At 65.1% G+C, this 17,375-nt stretch carries 13 protein-coding genes; 10 read left to right on the forward strand and 3 right to left on the reverse strand.

Going from position 1 to position 17,375, the window contains the following annotated elements; all coding sequences use genetic code 11:
- Positions 1–163 precede the first annotated feature (163 nt).
- From ESZ60_RS15135 to ESZ60_RS15175, 9 genes are all read left to right on the forward strand, one after another.
- Positions 164–2,095 (forward strand): dipeptide ABC transporter ATP-binding protein, encoded by a 1,932-nt coding sequence (locus ESZ60_RS15135; protein WP_134681571.1) that lies wholly within the window; start codon positions 164–166, stop codon positions 2,093–2,095.
- A complete protein-coding gene (locus tag ESZ60_RS15140) occupies positions 2,053–4,002 on the forward strand; it encodes an ABC transporter substrate-binding protein (RefSeq protein ID WP_209021316.1) in 1,950 nt (649 codons plus the stop codon). Before ESZ60_RS15135 ends, ESZ60_RS15140 begins: the two co-directional genes overlap by 43 nt.
- Positions 4,003–4,998, forward strand: coding sequence for an ABC transporter permease (locus tag ESZ60_RS15145; protein ID WP_134681572.1), 996 nt, complete (start codon positions 4,003–4,005; stop codon positions 4,996–4,998).
- Positions 4,995–6,164, forward strand: coding sequence for an ABC transporter permease (locus ESZ60_RS15150; RefSeq protein ID WP_134681573.1), 1,170 nt, complete (start codon positions 4,995–4,997; stop codon positions 6,162–6,164). Before ESZ60_RS15145 ends, ESZ60_RS15150 begins: the two co-directional genes overlap by 4 nt.
- Positions 6,165–6,196: 32 nt before the next feature.
- Positions 6,197–7,423, forward strand: coding sequence for a glycosyltransferase family protein (locus tag ESZ60_RS15155; RefSeq protein ID WP_134681574.1), 1,227 nt, complete (start codon positions 6,197–6,199; stop codon positions 7,421–7,423).
- Complete coding sequence (locus tag ESZ60_RS15160) at positions 7,420–8,661, forward strand: glycosyltransferase family 4 protein (RefSeq protein ID WP_134681575.1); 1,242 nt, start codon at positions 7,420–7,422, stop codon at positions 8,659–8,661. The genes ESZ60_RS15155 and ESZ60_RS15160 overlap by 4 nt, the downstream gene beginning before the upstream one ends.
- Positions 8,658–9,830 carry a glycosyltransferase family protein gene (locus tag ESZ60_RS15165; protein WP_209021317.1) on the forward strand — a complete coding sequence of 391 codons (1,173 nt, stop codon included), beginning with the start codon at positions 8,658–8,660 and terminating at the stop codon, positions 9,828–9,830. The genes ESZ60_RS15160 and ESZ60_RS15165 overlap by 4 nt, the downstream gene beginning before the upstream one ends.
- A gap of 66 nt (positions 9,831–9,896) precedes the next feature.
- On the forward strand, positions 9,897–12,638 hold the full coding sequence (locus ESZ60_RS15170; protein WP_134681577.1) for an ABC transporter ATP-binding protein: 2,742 nt from the start codon (positions 9,897–9,899) through the stop codon (positions 12,636–12,638).
- Positions 12,639–12,687: 49 nt separating this feature from the next.
- On the forward strand, positions 12,688–13,119 hold the full coding sequence (locus ESZ60_RS15175; protein ID WP_134681578.1) for a cyclic nucleotide-binding domain-containing protein: 432 nt from the start codon (positions 12,688–12,690) through the stop codon (positions 13,117–13,119).
- 3 nt (positions 13,120–13,122) lie between these two features.
- Here the strand turns inward: ESZ60_RS15175 and ESZ60_RS15180 are convergent, their stop codons facing one another.
- The 3 genes from ESZ60_RS15180 to ESZ60_RS15190 are packed head-to-tail and all read right to left on the reverse strand — an operon-like array spanning position 13,123 to position 15,895.
- Positions 13,123–13,872 carry a polysaccharide deacetylase family protein gene (locus tag ESZ60_RS15180; protein WP_134681579.1) on the reverse strand — a complete coding sequence of 250 codons (750 nt, stop codon included), beginning with the start codon at positions 13,870–13,872 and terminating at the stop codon, positions 13,123–13,125.
- Positions 13,869–14,948: a glycosyltransferase family 4 protein gene (locus ESZ60_RS15185; RefSeq protein ID WP_134681580.1), complete on the reverse strand. Its 1,080-nt coding sequence runs from the start codon at positions 14,946–14,948 to the stop codon at positions 13,869–13,871. The genes ESZ60_RS15180 and ESZ60_RS15185 overlap by 4 nt, the downstream gene beginning before the upstream one ends.
- Positions 14,945–15,895 (reverse strand): polysaccharide lyase family 20 protein, encoded by a 951-nt coding sequence (locus ESZ60_RS15190; RefSeq protein WP_209021318.1) that lies wholly within the window; start codon positions 15,893–15,895, stop codon positions 14,945–14,947. Before ESZ60_RS15190 ends, ESZ60_RS15185 begins: the two co-directional genes overlap by 4 nt.
- A gap of 138 nt (positions 15,896–16,033) precedes the next feature.
- Here ESZ60_RS15190 and ESZ60_RS15195 point away from each other — a divergent pair, with 138 nt between their 5' ends.
- Positions 16,034–17,374, forward strand: coding sequence for a nucleotide sugar dehydrogenase (locus ESZ60_RS15195; protein WP_134681582.1), 1,341 nt, complete (start codon positions 16,034–16,036; stop codon positions 17,372–17,374).
- The last annotated feature ends 1 nt before the right edge of the window (position 17,375 follow it).

Genomic DNA, 17,375 nt, shown 5'->3' on the forward strand with positions numbered 1-17,375 from the left:
CTGCGCTGCGCAGGGGCAGGCTGTCAAAAACAAAGAGATAGCCCTGCGCGCGGCGCATACAATCTGAGGGAAGCTGCGGCATTTCAGGCCCGCTTCGCATCTTGCGACTCGACAGATTCACGGCGTGACATAAGCTGTCAACGCCTGTGCTCGGGGAAAACCAGTGGACATCCTGCCGACCGCGCCGCGTGACCTATTGCGAGTGGAGGGGCTCTCGGTCTCCTTTCCACTGCATCGTGGTGAATTGCGCGCGGTCGATGCGGCAAGCATGCGCGTGCTGCCCGGACGGATCACCGCGCTTGTCGGCGAATCGGGCTCGGGGAAAAGCATGACCGGGCTGACCATCATGGGCCTGCAACCGGCCCATGCGCGGGTCGGGGGCAGGGTCATCTTTGACCGTGGCGAGGGCGCGGCGGTCGATCTCATGACGCTGCCGCGCGACGGGCGGCAGATCAGGGCCATACGGGGCGGGCAGATCGGAATGATCTTTCAGGAGCCGATGACCTCCTTTTCGCCGCTGCACACCATCGGCAACCAGATTTCCGAGGCCCTGCGGCTGCATTTGCCGGTCTCGGCGGCCGAGGCACGCGCGCGCTGCGAGGTGATGCTGGGCCGGGTCGGCTTCCCGGATCCCGGACGCGTCTATTCGATGTATCCGTTCGAATTGTCGGGGGGAATGCGGCAGCGCGCCATGATCGCCATGGCGGTGATCTGCGGCCCTTCGCTGCTGATCGCGGATGAGCCGACAACGGCGCTGGACGTGACGATCCAGGCGCAGATCCTGGCCCTGATCCGGGACCTGCAACAGGAACTGGGCCTGGGCGTGCTGATGATCACCCATGATCTGGGGGTGGTCGCGAATATCGCCGACGAGGTCGTGGTGATGTATCACGGCCGCGTGGTCGAGGCGGGAGCCACCGAGACGATCTTTCGCGATCCCACCCATCCCTATCTGCGCGGCCTGATCGCGGCCGTGCCGGGCCTTGGGGAAAGGGGCCGGACGCGGTTGCGCCCGCTGCGGGAAATCCCTGCCGACGGGATTCGCGATCTTGCCCGCATGGGCCTGCAGCACGCCGCTCCCAGACGCGCGGCCGGCCCGTCGCGGGCGCTGATTTCCTTGCGCGACGTCACCAAGACATTTCTGCCGCGCCACCAGTCCTGGGGGTTGCTGGCGCCAAAGCCGGTCCCGATGCCTGCGGTGGATCACGTGAGCCTCGATATCCTGCGCGGCGAATGTCTGGGTCTGGTCGGCGAGAGTGGCTCGGGGAAAAGCACCCTGGGCAAGTTGCTGGTGCGCGCGATCAAGCCGGACCGGGGCAGCATCATCCTTGACGACGGTCCGAGCGTCATCGACCTCGCCGAGGCATCGGGCGCGGAACTCGCGACGCTGCGCAGCCGCGTGCAGATGATTTTTCAGGATCCGGTCTCGTCGCTTTCGCCCCGCATGACGGTGGGCAATATTCTGTCGGAGCCGTTGGATATCCACCGCCGCGGCAGCGCGGCCGAGCGCCGCCGTTTGGTCGCGGCGCTGCTGCAGGCCATCGGCATGGGTGAGGGTGCTGCCACGCGGTTCCCGCACAGTTTCTCGGGTGGGCAGAGACAGCGCATCGGCATTGCCCGCGCACTGGCCTTGGCGCCGGAATTCATCGTCTGCGACGAGGTCGTTTCGGCGCTGGATGTCTCGGTTCAGGCCCAGATCCTGAACCTGCTCAAGGATTTGCAACGAGAATTGAACCTGACCTATCTGTTCATCTCGCATGATCTGGCCGTGGTGAACTACATGGCGGATCGGATTGCCGTGATGTGGCGGGGCCGGTTGGTTGAGATCGCCCCCCGCGACATCATCATGCAAGCGCCGATCCATCCCTATACCCGGTCCCTACTGGCCGCGGTGCCCGTGCCGGACCCGGCCCGGCGTCTTGACATCGCCGCGGCGCGCATGCCCGCGGAAAAGGCCGAACTGCTCTGGCCCGAAGCCTTTCGCGAGGCCCCCGGCGCGCCTGCGGAACTGCAGGATATGGGCCAAGGCCACCGGGTGCGGATGCGGACGTCATGCCGGGCGTCTGCCATTCCCCGGACCGGGGCGGCGCGATGAAGGGGCCGGTCCTGACCCGGCGCAAGGCCACGGCGATGCTCGCCTGCGCGACCGCTTTCGGCCCGCAGGCGGGGCGGGGGTTTACCGGCGCGGCCATGCTCGACGAACGCGTCGCCGCGGGGGAATTGCCCCCGGTCGAGATGCGCCTGCCGGTCGAGCCGCGCGTGATCGACCTTGACGCCCTGGGCCGCAGCGCGGGGCAGCATGGCGGAACGCTGCGCGTGCTGATCGGCGGCCAGCGCGACATCCGCTACATGCCGATCAATGGCTATGCGCGGCTGGTCGGATATGACCTGCAACTGAACCTCGTCGCGGATATTCTCTCCGCCTGGGAGGTCCATGAGGGTCGCAGCTTTACGCTGCATCTGCGCAAGGGGCATCGCTGGTCGGACGGCCATCCCTTTACCGCCGAGGATTTTCGCTATTGCTGGCAGGACGTGATCCTGCGCGACGATCTGGGCGGCATGCCCCCCGAGATGCGGCTCGAGGGGCAGGGACCGGATTTCGAACTGCTGGACGATCTGACCCTGCGCTATTCCTGGCCCGCGCCCCTGCCGGATTTCCTGCCGCTGCTCGCCGCGCCCTCGCCGCTGCGGATCTGCATGCCTGCCCATTACATGAAGGGATTCCATGCGAGCTACGCCTCGCCGGACCGGCTCGACGCCCTGATCCGGGCGGAACGCGTGGACGATTGGCAGGCGCTTCATCAGAAAATGAGCCGCATCACGCGACCCGAAAATCCCGATCTGCCGACGCTCGACCCGTGGCGCCCCCGGACCCGCCCCCCGGCCCAGCAATTCGTATTCGAGCGCAATCCGTTCTTCCACCGCGTCGATCAGAAGGGGCGGCAATTGCCCTATGTCGATCGCGTGGTGATGAATGTCTCGACCTATGACATCATCCCCGCCAAGGTCGCAACCGGCGAAAGCGACCTGCAGGCATTCGGCATAGATTTCTCGGATTATACGCTGGTGAAAGAGGCCGAGAGCCGCTTTCCCATCAAGGTCGATCTCTGGACCCGCACCCAGGGCTCGCGCGTGGCGCTCTTGCCCAACATGACCTGCGCCGACCCGGTCTGGAGCGCGCTGTTTCGCGATGTTCGGCTTCGGCGGGCGCTCTCGATCGCGATCGACCGGACCGAGATCAACAAGGCGCTCTTCTTTGGCCTTGCCCGCGAAAGCGCGAATACGGTGATGCCGGAAAGCCCCCTCTACCGCGAGGAATATGCCCGCGCCTGGGCGCAATACGATCCCGATCAGGCCAATGCGCTTCTGGACCAGACGCTGCTGTCCAAACCCCGGATGGACGGGTTGCGTCGCCTGCCGGACGGGCGCGTGGCGGGCATCCTTGCGGAAACCGCTGGCGAAAGCACGGTCGAGACGGATGTTCTGGAACTGGTCGCCGGGCATTTCCACGCAGTCGGGATCGCGCTCTGGACGCGGGTTTCTCAGCGTGACCTCTTGCGCAGCCGCAGCATGGCCGGACAGACCAGCATGGCGGTGTGGATGGGCCTCGACAATGCCGTGCCCACGGCCGAGATGCCCCCCTATGAACTGGCCCCGACCACCGACGACCAGCATCAATGGCCGCGCTGGGGGGTGCATTATTCCTCGAAAGGGGCGCAGGGCATCGCGCCGGAACTGCCCGAGGTGCAGGAACTGGTGGCATTGGTCCGGCGCTGGCGGCTATCGCGCAGCCATGACGAGCGGACCGAGATCTGGCATCGGATGCTGGCGATCCATGCGGATCAGGTCTTTACCATCGGCACGGTGAACGGGGCGAAGCAACCCGTCGCGCGCCACGCCCGGCTGCAGAACGTGCCCGAGACCGGGCTGATCGGGTTCCAGCCCACCTCGCTTCTGGGGATCTACATGCCCGATACGTTCTGGCAGAAGGACGAGGGCTAGATGCTGCGCTATATCCTTGGCCGCATCCTGATCATGCTGCCCACGCTGGTGGTCATCTCGATGCTGATCTTTGCCATTATCGAACTGCCGCCGGGCGACTATTTCGAAAGCTATGTGCAAGAACTGAAGATGCTGGGCGAGGCGGCCAATCTTCAGGAAATCGAGGAACTCAAGGCGCGCTATCATTTCGACGACCCCGCGCCGCTGCGCTATCTGCAATGGGTGGGCGGCATGCTGCATGGCGATTTCGGTTACAGTTTCGAATATCGCATGCCGGTCAACGAGGTCGTCGGCGACCGGCTCTGGCTGACCATCCTGATCAGCATGGTCACCATCGCCTTCACCTGGATGCTGGCCTTTCCGATCGGGCTCTATTCGGCGACGCGTCAATATAGCTGGGGCGATTACGGGCTGACGCTTCTGGGTCTGATGGGGATTGCCGTGCCGCATTTCATGCTGGCGATCATCCTGATGTACTTCGCCAATGTCTGGTTCGGTACCTCGATCGGGCATCTGATGGATCTGCAATATCTTGACCAGCCGATGAGCTGGGCCAAGTTCCGCTCCATCCTCGAACATATCTGGATCCCGGTTCTGATCATCGGAACGGCGGGCACGGCAGGGATGGCGCGGCGGCTGAGGGCGAACCTGCTGGACGAACTGGGCAAGCAATATGTCGTGACGGCGCGGGCCAAGGGACTTTCGCCCACGCGGGTCGTGCTGAAATACCCGCTGCGCATGGCGCTGAATTTCTTCATCGCGGATATAGGCTCGATCCTGCCGCAGATCATCTCGGGGGCCGAGGTCACGGCGATCATTCTGTCGCTCGAGACCACCGGGCCGATGCTGATCCGGGCGCTGCAAAGTCAGGACATGTATCTTGCCGGCTCCTTCCTGATGTTTCTGGCCGGGCTGACCGTGCTGGGGGTGCTGGTCTCGGACATCGCGCTCAGCCTGCTTGATCCGCGCATCCGCCTGCAAGGGAGGCGTGGATGAACGGGCCCTTGCCGCCGCCGGGTCGGGAATTGGGGCATTACGTCTCGGATATTCCCTTCGACCCCAAGGCCGAGCCGGGCGGGGCATATCTCGGCATGGGCAGCGCCAGCCAGTTCAGGCTGACATGGCTGAAATTCCGCCGCCACCGGCTCGCGCTGATCTCGGGCGTGTTCCTGCTGGTGATCTATGGCTCGCTCCTGATCACCGAGTTTCTCGCGCCCTACCGGCTAGACAGCCGCAACCTCGATTTCATCTACGCCCCGCCGCAGCGCGTCCATCTGTTCCATGAGGGGCAATGGGTCGGGCCTTTCGTCTATGGCCAGACCATGCGGCTGGACCTGGACCAGCTGCGCCGGGTCTATTCCGATGATCCCCAGGATATCCAGAAGCTGCGCTTCTTCTGTCGCGGCGAGGAATACCGATTCTGGAAGCTCCTTCCCGCCGATCTGCACCTGTTCTGCCCGGCCGAGGGCGGGCGCCTGAACCTGCTCGGCACGGATCGTCTGGGGCGTGACGTGCTGTCGCGGATCCTGCACGGGGCCCGGATCTCGCTGACGATCGGACTTTTGGGCACCATGGTCAGCTTTGTCCTGGGCATCGTGATCGGCGGCATCGCGGGTTATCGCGGCGGCTGGTTCGATCACGCCATGCAGCGCATGATCGAGGTCATCCAGTCCATCCCCTCGATCCCGCTCTGGATGACGCTGGCGGCGATCATACCGATGAGCTGGAGCCCGCTTCTGGTCTATCTGGGCATCACGGTGATCCTTGGGATGCTGGACTGGACCGGCCAGGCACGGGCCGTGCGCTCGAAGCTTTTCGCCCTGCGCGAAGAGGATTACGTCCTTGCCGCCGAACTCATGGGCGCGAAAACGCCGCGCATCATCGGCCGGCACCTGCTGCCCGGGGTGCTGTCGCATCTGATCGCCAGCGCCAGCCTCTCGGTCCCCGCGATGATCCTTGGCGAAACCGCGCTGACCTTCCTTGGCCTCGGGCTGCGTCCCCCGGTCACAAGCTGGGGCATCCTTTTGACCGAGGCGCGCGGCATTAACATTGTCGCGCTTTATCCTTGGCTGCTTTGGCCCATGCTGCCCATTATCCTGGTCATCCTTGCCTTCAATTTTCTGGGCGACGGTCTGCGAGACGCCGCCGATCCTTATCACTGATACCGTGCGACCAATCGATTTCGGAACATGCCATGAAACCCAGACTCGATAATGCCCGCATTCTTATGTACAGCCACGACACCTTCGGGCTAGGCCATCTGCGCCGCTGCCGCGAGATCGCCCATACTCTGGTCGATGCCTATCACGGCCTTTCGGTCATGATCATTTCCGGGACCACGATCGCGGGGGCGTTCGATTACCGGATGCGCGTGGATTTCGTGAAGATCCCCAGCGTGATCAAGCTGCGCAACGGCGAATACCAATCCATGGCCCAGCATACCGCGCTGGAGGACACGCTCGAGATCCGCCGCGCGATCATTCGCAATACCGCCGAAACCTTCCGCCCCGACATCTTCATCACCGACAAGGAGCCGATGGGCCTGCATGGCGAGATCGAAGAGACGCTGACCCTGCTCAAGACGCGGGGCACGCGGCTGGTCCTGGGCTTGCGCGATGTCATGGACGCGCCCGAACTCTTGGGACCGGAATGGGCGCGCAAGGATCTGTTGCGCCGGATCGAGGCCTATTACGACACGATCTGGGTCTATGGGCCGCAATCCTTCTACGACCCGCTTGCCGGGCTGCCGGTATCCGAAACGATCCGGGCACGGATGCGCTATACGGGTTTTCTGCGGCGTTCGCTGCTGCGCGCCGAACCGGCGCAGGCCCGGCCACAGGGGGAGTATCTGCTCGTCACCACCGGGGGCGGCGGCGACGGTGCGGAGCTGATCGAGCAGGTCTATGCCGCGCATCGGCATGATCCCGGGCTTTGCCGCACGCTGGTCGTGCTGGGACCCTATCTGCCTTTCCGGGAACGCGCCGAATTCATCGCCCGCGCCGCAGACCTGCCCGGGATCGAGGTGCTGGAATTCGACAACCGGCTCGAGGATCTGGTGGCTGGCGCGGCCGGGGTGGTGGCGATGGGAGGGTATAACACATTCTGCGAAATCCTCAGCTTCGACCGGCCCGCCGTGATCGTGCCGCGCCTCCAGCCGCGGCGCGAACAGGCCATTCGCGCCAGCCGCGCCGAGGCGTTCGGGATGCTGCGGGTCATGCCGCCCGCGCAGGCGGGCGACCCCGCGCAGATGGCCGCTGCCCTGCGCGACCTGCCGCAATCGCCACCGCCCTCACGATCGACCAGCGCGATCGAAGCGGGATTTCTGCGCCTTGACGGCCGCGAGAATATCGCGCGCGACGTCGGGGCTTGGTTGCGTCCGTCGGGCAGGCACCAATTGCGTGCAGTCCCGGGGCCGGCATGACGCAGCCCCCTTTGCTTATCGTCCTCGTCAAGGGCTATCCGCGCCTGTCCGAGACCTTCATCGCCCAGGAGTTGCTGGGCCTCGAACGCCGGGGCTTCCGGCTGCGGATCGTCTCGTTGCGGCATCCGACCGATCGCACGCACCACCCGATCCATGACGAGATCCGCGCGACGGTCAGCTACCTTCCGGAATATCTCTGGCACGAGCCGGGCCGCGTGTTACGCAGCTTCTGGACCTGCGTTGGACGTCCGGGGTTCGGGCGGGCCGTCGGGCTGCTTCTGCGCGACCTCGCGCGCGATCCCACGCCCAACCGGCTGCGGCGCTTCGGTCAGGCGCTTGTCACGGTGGCGGAAATGCCTGACGGCGCGAACTGGATCCATGCCCATTTCGCGCATACGCCTGCCTCGGTCGCGCGCTATGCCGCGGCGATGGACGGGCGGCCTTTCACCTTTTCGGCCCATGCCAAGGACATCTGGACGTCGCCGGGCTGGGATCTGTCGCGCAAGCTGGCCGATGCCGATTGGGCCGTGGTCTGCACCGAGGCGGGTCAGGCACGGCTGTCGGCCCTCGCGCCGCGGGCGCGGGTGCATCTGTCCTATCACGGCCTCGACCTCGACCGTTTCCCGTCCCCGGCCAGTTTGCGCCCTTTGCGCGATGGGCGTGACCCCGCAGCGCCGGTGCGCCTTTTGTCGATCGGCCGCGCGGTTCCGAAAAAGGGCTTCGATCTTTTGCTCGACGCCTTGGCGGGCCTGCCCGCGGGGGTGCATTGGCGTCTGGTCCATGTCGGCGGCGGGGGCGAGTTGCCCCAGCTTCGGGCGCAGGCCGACCGGCTGGGCCTTGCCGGGCGGGTCGAATGGCGTGGACCCGCATCGCAGGCGCAGGTGCTCGAGGCCTATCGCGCGGCCGATCTCTTCGTCCTTGCCAGCCGCAGGACGGCGGATGGGGACCGGGATGGGCTGCCCAATGTGATCGTCGAGGCGGCCAGTCAGGGTCTGGCCTGTCTTGGCACTACGCTGTCGGGCATTCCGGAATTCATTCGCGACGAGCAGACCGGGCTTTTGGTCCCGCCGGATGACGTGGTCGCGCTGCGCGATGCGCTGGAACGGCTGATCGGCGCGCCATGCCTGCGCGCCCGGCTGGGTGAAGCCGCGATGCATCGCGTGAAGCAGGACTTTCGCCATGACCGGGGGATCGACCAGCTTGCCGCCCTGTTCCGTGAAAGCTGGAGCGCGTCTTGACCCGAAATCCGGCGCGGCCCCGCATCCTGTTCTATGTCCAGCACCTGCTGGGCATCGGCCATCTGGCACGAGCCAGCCGCATCGCCCAGGCCCTGTCCCGCCGCGGCGCCGAGATCACGCTGGTGACCGGAGGCCTGCCCGTGCCGGGCTTTCCCCCGCCGGGCCTGGCGCATATCGCCTTGCCGCCGGTTCAGATGGCGTGCGAAGGTTTCGCCGGGCTTGCGGATGCGCAAGGGCGACCTGTCCAGGACGATTTCCTGAAAGCGCGTCGCGATCTTTTGTGCGACGCCTTTCGCCGGCTTCGGCCCGATATCGTGCTGACCGAGGCTTTTCCCTTTGGCCGCAGACAGATGCGCTTCGAACTTCTTCCATTGCTTGACGCCATTGAAACAGCCCGTCCGCGGCCAGTGCTTTTCTGCTCGCTGCGCGACATCGTGCAAGAAAAGGCGAAACCCGGCCGGGCCGAGGAAACCGTCGCGCTGATCCATGCCCATTACGACGGCGTGCTGATCCATGGCGATCCGACATTCGCGCGGCTCGAGGACAGTTTTCCCCTGGCCGGGCAGATTGCGGATCGCTTGACCTATACGGGTCTGGTCGCGCCGCCCCCCCCGCGAGAGCGTCCCGAGGGCTTTGACACCGTCACCTCCGCGGGAGGGGGCGCGGTCGGGGCGGCATTGGCGCGGGCCGCACTCGAGGCGGCCGCGATCTTGCCCCCCGGTCTGCGTCACTGCATCATCTGCGGCCCCAATCTGCCGCAGCCGCAGCGCGACGAGCTGATGGCGCGCGCCGCCGCGCTGTCATCCAGAACCGTGAAGATCGAAACGTTCCGCCCGGATTTCGTGGGGCTTCTCGCCGCGTCCCGGCTTTCGGTATCGCAGGCCGGTTACAACACCGTCTGCGACCTGCTGCGTGCGGGCTGCCATGCGATACTTGTGCCATTTGCAGCGGGAGGCGAGACCGAGCAGGCGACCCGCGCCCGCCGCCTTGCGCAAATCGGCCGCGCGACGGTCCTGCCGGAAGATGGGCTGAGCGGACAGGAACTGGCGGCGGCAATAAGTGCGGCGCTCGTCCGACCGAGATCCCAGACGCAAGGGCTTGACCTTGACGGGGCCGAGCAGACTGCCAACATCCTCTACAATTTCGCCGAATATCGAAGACCTGTCTGAAGAAGACCGCGCCCTTCTGCCTTGGACTTTCCAGCCCCTGAAGCCGCGGCACAGAGATTGCTTTCGATGGAACCCAATATCTTTCGCTATATCTGGATGCATACGCGGCGAGAGCAGATCCTGATCGTCATGGTCGTGCTGGTCTCGATGATCCCATATTATCTGGCGCTGGACCTGCCCAAGCAGATCGTCAACCGCCCGATTCAGGGCATGGGTTTCGAAGAGCCCGGCAGCACGCAGCTTTTCTTCCGGATCGCGCCGACCCTGCCTTTCATCGGAGAGATCCGGATCTTCGAGGGGGTCGCGCTTGAGCGGGTCCCGCTGCTGATCGCGCTCAGCCTGACCTTTCTGGCGCTTGTCATCATCAACGGCCTGTTCAAATTCTACATCAATGTCCGCAAGGGCCTTCTGGGCGAAAGACTCTTGCGCCGGACCCGCTATGAGCTGGTCGACCGTATCCTGCGTTTTCCCCCGCAGCGATTCCGGCAGGCAAAATCCGGCGAGATGTCCAGTCTGGTCAAGGATGAGATCGAGCCGCTGGGCGGCTTTGCGGCGGATGCCTTTACCCAGCCGGTCTTTCTGGGAGGTCAGGCGCTTACCGCGATGATCTTCATCTTCGTCCAGCATTTCTGGCTGGGCGTGGTGGCGGCGGTCATGGCGAGCATTCAGGTCCTGATCATCCCGCGGATGCGCAGGCGGCTGATCCGGCTGGGGCGGGAAAGACAGCTGACCGCGCGAGAGCTCGCGGGGCGCGTGGCCGAAATCGTGGATGGCATCCAGACCATCCACACCAATGACGCGACCAATTGGGAAAGGGCCGATATCGTCGCCAGACTCGGGCGGATCTTCAGCATCCGCTATGACATCTACCAGTGGAAATTCCTGGTCAAGTTTCTCAACAACTTCATCGCGCAGGTGACGCCTTTCCTGTTCTATTCCATCGGCGGCTATCTGACGATCCGCGGCAGCCTGGATGTCGGGCAGCTGATCGCGGTGATCAATGCCTATAAGGAACTGCCCGGCCCCCTGAAGGAACTGATCGACTGGGATCTGGCGCGCCAGGACATGCAGGTCCGATACGAGCAGGTCATCGAACAATTCGAGGCCGAGGGTCTGGTCGATCCGGCAAGGCACGATATCGACGCCGAGATCCCGCCCGATACGCTTGGCCCGCTCGCGATGCAGCGTCTGTTCCTGCGCAATGAATTCGGCTCGCCCCTGCTCGAGGATGTTTCGCTACAGGTGGCTCCGGGCGAGACCCTCGCCGTGATCGGGGAATCCGGCGGCGGCGCGCCCGTCATCGGCGAAGTCTTCGCCGGGCTAGTCGCGCCTTCGCAGGGCAGGATCGTGCTGGGCGAGCGTGATCTCGGCCAGCTTCCCGAGCGCGTGACGGGCCGCATGATCGGCTATGCTGGCCCGGCGATCCACCTGCTGGGCGGAACGGTCATGGATAACATCACCTATGGGCTCAAGCGTCGGCCCGCGGACCCGCTGGCCGACGGCAATCCTGAGCCGGATGACATGCGCGAATGGCGTCTGAAAGAGGCGCGCATGACAGGAAACCCGGTCTTCGACAAGGATCTGGACTGGATCGACTATGACGCCATTCAGCCTTCGCTGCGCGATGCCGGACTGATGGCGGCCATCCATGAAGTGCTCGAGGTGGTCGGCCTGCGCGGCGACATCATGAGCTTTGCCGTTCACCAGACGGTCGACCCCGATGCCACGCCAGAGCTTGTCGCGGCGGTTCTGGCGATGCGCAGCCGGCTGCATGCCCGCCTGACCGAGCGCGACCTGGCAGGAACCGTCCTGCCCTTTGATCGCGGGCGCTACAATGCCGAAGCGACGATTGGCGAAAACCTTCTCTTTGGCATCCCGGCCGAGAGGAATGCCTCGATCGGCGTGATCGTCTCGGATCCGTTCTTTCGAGAAACGCTGGTCGCGACGGGCCTCTTGCCGCGGCTTTTCGATCTGGGCCGGAACTTTGCCCGCGTCACCCTGGATCTGTTCGGCGGGATGGCCGACAACCCCGACCTCCTGCAATGGCTGACCTATATGAGCCCCGAGGAACTGCCGGAATTCGAACATATCCTATCGCAGACCGAAACGGGCGGCGCGGATCGCGCGAAACCCGCGCATCTTGTCCGTCTGGTGCGGCTGGCCATGTGGTATATCGAGCCGAAATACCGCTTCGGCCTGCTTGACGACGGCTTGCGCGACATGCTGGTCGAGGGCCGCCAAAGACTTGACCGGCAGATGCCTGCGGCCCTGCGCGACCATCTTCAGCCCTATGATCCCGCAGCCTATCTGGCGCGTGCGACGATTCTCGACAATATTCTCTTCGGCAAGATCAACCGCCGCATCGGCCGCTCGGAAGAGCGGATCGCCGAGCGGGTGCGAAGCATCCTCGCCGAGGCAATGGCCGAGGATCGCAAGCTGCGCGATGCCGTTCTGACACTCGGCCTTGGCTATGACATCGGCGCCGGCGGGCGTCGGCTGACCTTGTTCCAGCGGCAGCGGCTGGCGCTTGCCCGGACCTTGCTGCGGGATTCGCGCTTCTATGTCTTCAACGAACCGCTTTCCGGGGTGGATCCGGTGTTCCAGGAGCGGATGATCCAGGACATCCTTGCATTTCTGGCGGGGCAGCCCGAACCGCCGGGCATCGTCTGGGTGCTTGCAAATCCCGCGCTGGCACACCATTTTGTGAGAAAGGCGGAATTTTCCCGGGGCAGGCTGGTTGCGGCCGCGCTGTCCGGGACAGGGGACGTGAACGATAACCTTGGTGAGTTTCAGGCAGTCATTTCCTGATCCCGTCTTGCACGGGTCGGGAAGGCGCTGCGCCTGAAAGGGGCTTGTCATGCTGCTGGAAGACGAGGTTGCACTTTTGCGGAAACTGCCCCTCCTGTCGCGGGTCGACCCGGCGCGGCTGAAGTTGCTCTGCTTTGCCTCGGGCCGCGAGAGCTTCGCGCCGGGGGAAATCCTGTTCCGCGAGGGTGAGCCCAGTTCCGGGGCCTATGTGATCCTGTCAGGCTCGGTCGATGTGTTCAGATCCGAGGCGGACCGCCATACGGTCAAGACCGGATCCGAGGTCGAGGTGGCCATCGTCGGCCAGTCCTCGATGCTGAATGACACACCCCGGCATGCCACGGTCACGGCCCTTTCGGATGTCGAGGTGCTGCGCATCAACAGCAGTTGCTTCATGCAGCTCATGACCTCATGCTGCAAGAGCAGCGAGGGGGTGATCCGCTCGCTGGGGGCGCAATTGGGCAAGAACCCCGGCCAGCAATAATGCTCAGTCCAGACCGGCAAGTTTCTCGATTCCGGTCCATTCGACGCCGCCATCGCGGGTGAGGTCGATCATCTCGCTCAGAAAGTGCCAGTTCTCTTCGTCATGGGCCAGGTGATGGGTCAGAAGTCCCGCATAGGGCTGGCCCGATTGCGCGGCAAGACGCAGATCGCGCCACAGGCTGTCGCGATCCCGCGCGCGCGGGCCAGAACGCCAGTCGATCACATCGAGATGGGTATTGACGACCCTCAGCCCCGGCACGGGCCGTTCGGGGCCAAAGGTCGAGAGTGCGGAAAACCCGTCCGCAGCCAGATGCGGAACCAGCGCGTCGGCGATCCGATTCCAAGGCGGAACCAGCAGCGGCAGGACGCGCGGCCCGTGAAATTCGCGCAGCAGCGAAAGCCCGCCGCGCAGTTCGGCACGCATCTCCTCCAGGGGCCGTGTCGGGCATAGCTCCTGGCGCTTGGCGTCGGGTGGGGCGTGATTGCGATGTGACCAGCCATGCACCGCCACCCGGAGGCGCGGCACATTCTTGAGCCGCTCGGCCAGCGCGACGCCGGTCGAGATCCCGTTCCATGGCTGCGGGATCACGGCGAGGGTCAGCGGAATTTCGGCCGCATCCGCGATGCCGAGCAACCGGTCCAACGGGGCTGTCGGAATAACCGCATCGTCATCGCGCCACCAAAGGCGCAGGGGTCGCCCCATCTCGGCGCGCAGGGCCAGCGCGTGTCGGGCAAGCTCTCTTTCGCGGCTCATCGGGCGATCCTTTGCAATTCACTGTTCAGAATCAGGGCCGCCGCCGCGATGCCGTGCCGGTCCATGACACGCATGCGCGCCGCTTCGCCCATCCGGCGGCGCAGCCCGCGATCGGACAAAAGCCGGGCGATCCCTGCGGCGAGACCCGCTAGGTCGCCCTCTGGCGCGAGCAAGCCCGTTTCCCCGTCTGACACGACCTCGGGAACGCCCGCCGTCGCCCATGCCACGACCGGAAGTCCCGCGGCCTGCGCCTCGAGATAGGCCAGCCCATAGGCCTCGCCCTGACCCGGCCAGACATAGATGCTGGCCTTGGCAAAGAGCGCGCGGACCTCCTGCGCCGAAAGCTGGCCGTGCCACCGGACCTTTCCGGCCGGAAACAGCGCCCTGACCTCTGCCCGCATCGGGCCGTCCCCGGCCACGTCAAGCTGCCAGCCGGTCCCGGCGGGCAAGAGGCGCAAGGCAGCCGACAAGGCGCGGTAGCTCTCCATCTTGTCGCCCGAGCGCATCATCGCGACGGTGACCAGCTGACCATTGGGCGAGGGTGCGGGCGGCGGCAGATCGTCCAGATCCAGAAAGGCGGGCAGGGCCGCGAGGCGCAGATCCGGCAGCATTCCCCTAAGCCCCTCGGCGTCACGCCGTGTCAGGGTGAAATTGACCGCGGCCTGCGCGAGCGCATCGGCGACGAGCGCCTGACTGCGCCGCCAGATCCCGTGGTCGCGCCGCGCTGACAGCGAGGCCTCGGCACTGACCCAGGGCAAAGCGAATTCCCGCGCGAGTTCGGGACCGATCATGTCGGGGGACTTGCAATAGGGATGGTAGCAGAACCAGACGTCCGGCACGCCATTCTCGCGCCAGAGCGCGGCCAGCCGCGCCCGCTCTGCCTGCGCGGCAGTTTGTAGCGCCAGAAACCGGGCTTCATCCCGGGCATCGGGCAGGTAGGCGCGCAGTTCCGAGGCCAGTTCGACCCGATGCCCGCCCCGTCTCAGGGCCGCCATCAGCGACCGGGCCATCTGGCGATCGCCCGAGGGGACCGGGTGATCCGGCGGTTTCAGCGGCGCATAAAAGGCGATCCTCACTCCAGCCCTTCGCACCGCGCCTTGGGCAGCACGGCCTCGCATGTCGCGGCGCGGATGAAGTTGTCATAGAAAAGCGTCCACTTGCCCGCGCCGGCATCGCGATAGGGGCCGAACTTGAAATACTGGTTCTCGCCAAGCCCGTGATCGTCATGGCCGATATGGCCGCGGATCGTGGCCGCGATCGCCCCATCGACGGCGATATGGATCATGCCCCCGCCGCGCGGACCCGGCAGGGTGTAAAAGCCATAGTCATGCCAGGACGGCCCGGCCTCGGGAAGAGCGCGGGGACCAGTGACCCGGACCGCATTCGTGCAGCGGTCGAATTCCGGACCGATCCTGTCGCTCCAATTTGGCGCATGGGCGACAAGGACCCGCATCTGCCGGGTTTCCGGCCGAAGCCAGACCGGGCTCCACCCCGCCGGGCAGCGTCCATTGGCAGCGGGTGGCGCGTCGGGCGGGAGGGCCAGAAAATTCGTCTCGACGGTTGCGAAGACCACCCCCGAACGCATCCGCAGCGCAAGGAAAGGGCTGAAATCGCCATCCGCCTCCGGTCCGATCTCGCGTTTCCACTGCGCCATGACATAGCGGTGATCGTCCTGCGGCACGGGCTCGGCGAAGCGCATCGAGAAACCATACCACACCCCCTTGTCATAGGGGATGCGCAGGGCGGTCCTTTCCCAGATCTCGGCCCTTTCGCTGCAGCCCTCGGCCCCGGCCGGGCAAAGCGGGCGGACCGAAAGCTGCAAGGCGCCCCGGCCCGCGCGGGTGATCTCGGATTGAAAGACCACTTCCCCGGCGGATTGCTCGAAATTGTCGCGATAGTACAGGCCGCCCTCGGGCGAAAAATCCTGGGCCTCGAACCCGTCCTGCAATGTCGAGGGCTCCGAGGCCTGGCCTGTCTGCGGCGCGGTTGTCCCGGCCAAGACGAGGACGAGGGCGGTAATCACTCTAACGGGCGCGTCAGGGCGCGCTTGCAGGCAACACATCGGGAATTCCTGCGGCTGGGATGAGGGGCAGTCCGCAGAAAGCTTGACAGCCGTCAGCGGAATTTTCAACCGTCATTCCAGATCCTTGAGGACGCATCCATGACCTTACCGGACCCCGCTGCGAAGCTCATGTCGCGCATTCAGACCCGCGAAGCGCGGGCGGGGGTGATCGGGCTGGGCTATGTCGGGCTGCCGCTGGCAGTGACGCTTGTCAACGCAGGCTATCCGGTCACGGGATTCGATATAGACCCGGCCAAGATCGCGCTCATCTCTCGCGCTCACAGCTACATTCAGGCCGTCACGTCGGATATGCTGGCCGGGGCGCTGGCGACGGGCCGGTTCAGTGCCACCGCCGATTTCGCGGCGCGCTTGAGCGAATGCGATGTCATCGTGATCTGTGTGCCGACGCCTCTGAACGCGCATCGCGAGCCCGATCTGCGCTTTGTCGAAGAGACCGCCCGCAGCATCGCGCAAAGCCTTCGCGCGGGGCAGCTCGTGATCCTCGAATCGACGACCTGGCCCGGCACCACAAGCAGCGTGCTGGGGCCGATCCTCGAAGGCACCGGCCTGAGGGCTGGAACGGATTTCTTTCTGGGCTATTCGCCGGAACGCGAAGATCCGGGCAATCCGCAGTTTTCGACCTCGACCATCCCCAAGGTCGTCGCCGGAGACGGGGATGCCGCGCAGGAACTGGTCGCCGCCTTTTACGGCGCGGCGCTGGCCCGGGTGGTGCCGGTTTCCAGCACGGCCACGGCCGAGGCGGTCAAGATCACCGAGAACATATTCCGGGCAGTCAATATCGCGCTCGTGAACGAATTGAAGATCGTTTACGACGCAATGGGGATCGACATCTGGGAGGTCATCGAAGCGGCCAAGACCAAGCCTTTCGGCTATATGCCCTTTTACCCCGGTCCGGGTCTTGGCGGCCATTGCATTCCGATCGATCCCTTCTATCTGACCTGGAAATCGCGGGAATATGACCTTCCGACGCGCTTCATCGAACTGGCCGGCGAGATCAACGCCGCCATGCCGCGCCATGTCGTAACCCGCCTCGCCGAAGCTCTGGACCGCCGCCAGGGCAAGGCGTTGAGCCGGGCGCGGATCCTGCTGCTGGGCATGGCCTACAAGCGAAACGTCCCGGACCTGCGCGAAAGCCCGGCGCTCAAGCTGATGGAATTGCTGGAGGAGCGCGGGGCCGAAGTCTCGTATCACGACCCGCATCTGGCCGAGATTCCACCGACCCGCAACTATGGCGACTATCGGGGCCGTCGCTCGGTGGACCTGACCCCCGAGGCCATTGCCGAATGCGATGCCGTCCTGATCGCGACCGATCACGACGCTGTGGATTACAGCCTGCTGCGCAAGGCGGCGCTGGTCATCGACACGCGGAACGTGATGGCCAGACTGGGACTGCAGGCCGCCACCGTGGTCAAGGCCTGAG

Origin of the sequence: Paracoccus ravus, from assembly GCF_004522175.1 — a bacterium.
In the GTDB taxonomy this organism is placed as follows: Bacteria; Pseudomonadota; Alphaproteobacteria; order Rhodobacterales; family Rhodobacteraceae; genus Paracoccus; species Paracoccus ravus.

What these genes read in the sequence shown, in the direction of transcription:
- ESZ60_RS15140 (WP_209021316.1), top strand. Translation starts at nt 2,053, where the DNA reads ATGCCGGGCGTCTGCCATTCCCCGGACCGGGGCGGCGCGATGAAGGGG.
- ESZ60_RS15145 (WP_134681572.1), top strand. Translation starts at nt 4,003, where the DNA reads ATGCTGCGCTATATCCTTGGCCGCATCCTGATCATGCTGCCCACGCTG.
- ESZ60_RS15150 (WP_134681573.1), top strand. Translation starts at nt 4,995, where the DNA reads ATGAACGGGCCCTTGCCGCCGCCGGGTCGGGAATTGGGGCATTACGTC.
- ESZ60_RS15155 (WP_134681574.1), top strand. Translation starts at nt 6,197, where the DNA reads ATGAAACCCAGACTCGATAATGCCCGCATTCTTATGTACAGCCACGAC.
- ESZ60_RS15160 (WP_134681575.1), top strand. Translation starts at nt 7,420, where the DNA reads ATGACGCAGCCCCCTTTGCTTATCGTCCTCGTCAAGGGCTATCCGCGC.
- ESZ60_RS15170 (WP_134681577.1), top strand. Translation starts at nt 9,897, where the DNA reads ATGGAACCCAATATCTTTCGCTATATCTGGATGCATACGCGGCGAGAG.
- ESZ60_RS15175 (WP_134681578.1), top strand. Translation starts at nt 12,688, where the DNA reads ATGCTGCTGGAAGACGAGGTTGCACTTTTGCGGAAACTGCCCCTCCTG.
- ESZ60_RS15180 (WP_134681579.1), bottom strand. Translation starts at nt 13,872, where the DNA reads ATGAGCCGCGAAAGAGAGCTTGCCCGACACGCGCTGGCCCTGCGCGCC.
- ESZ60_RS15195 (WP_134681582.1), top strand. Translation starts at nt 16,034, where the DNA reads ATGACCTTACCGGACCCCGCTGCGAAGCTCATGTCGCGCATTCAGACC.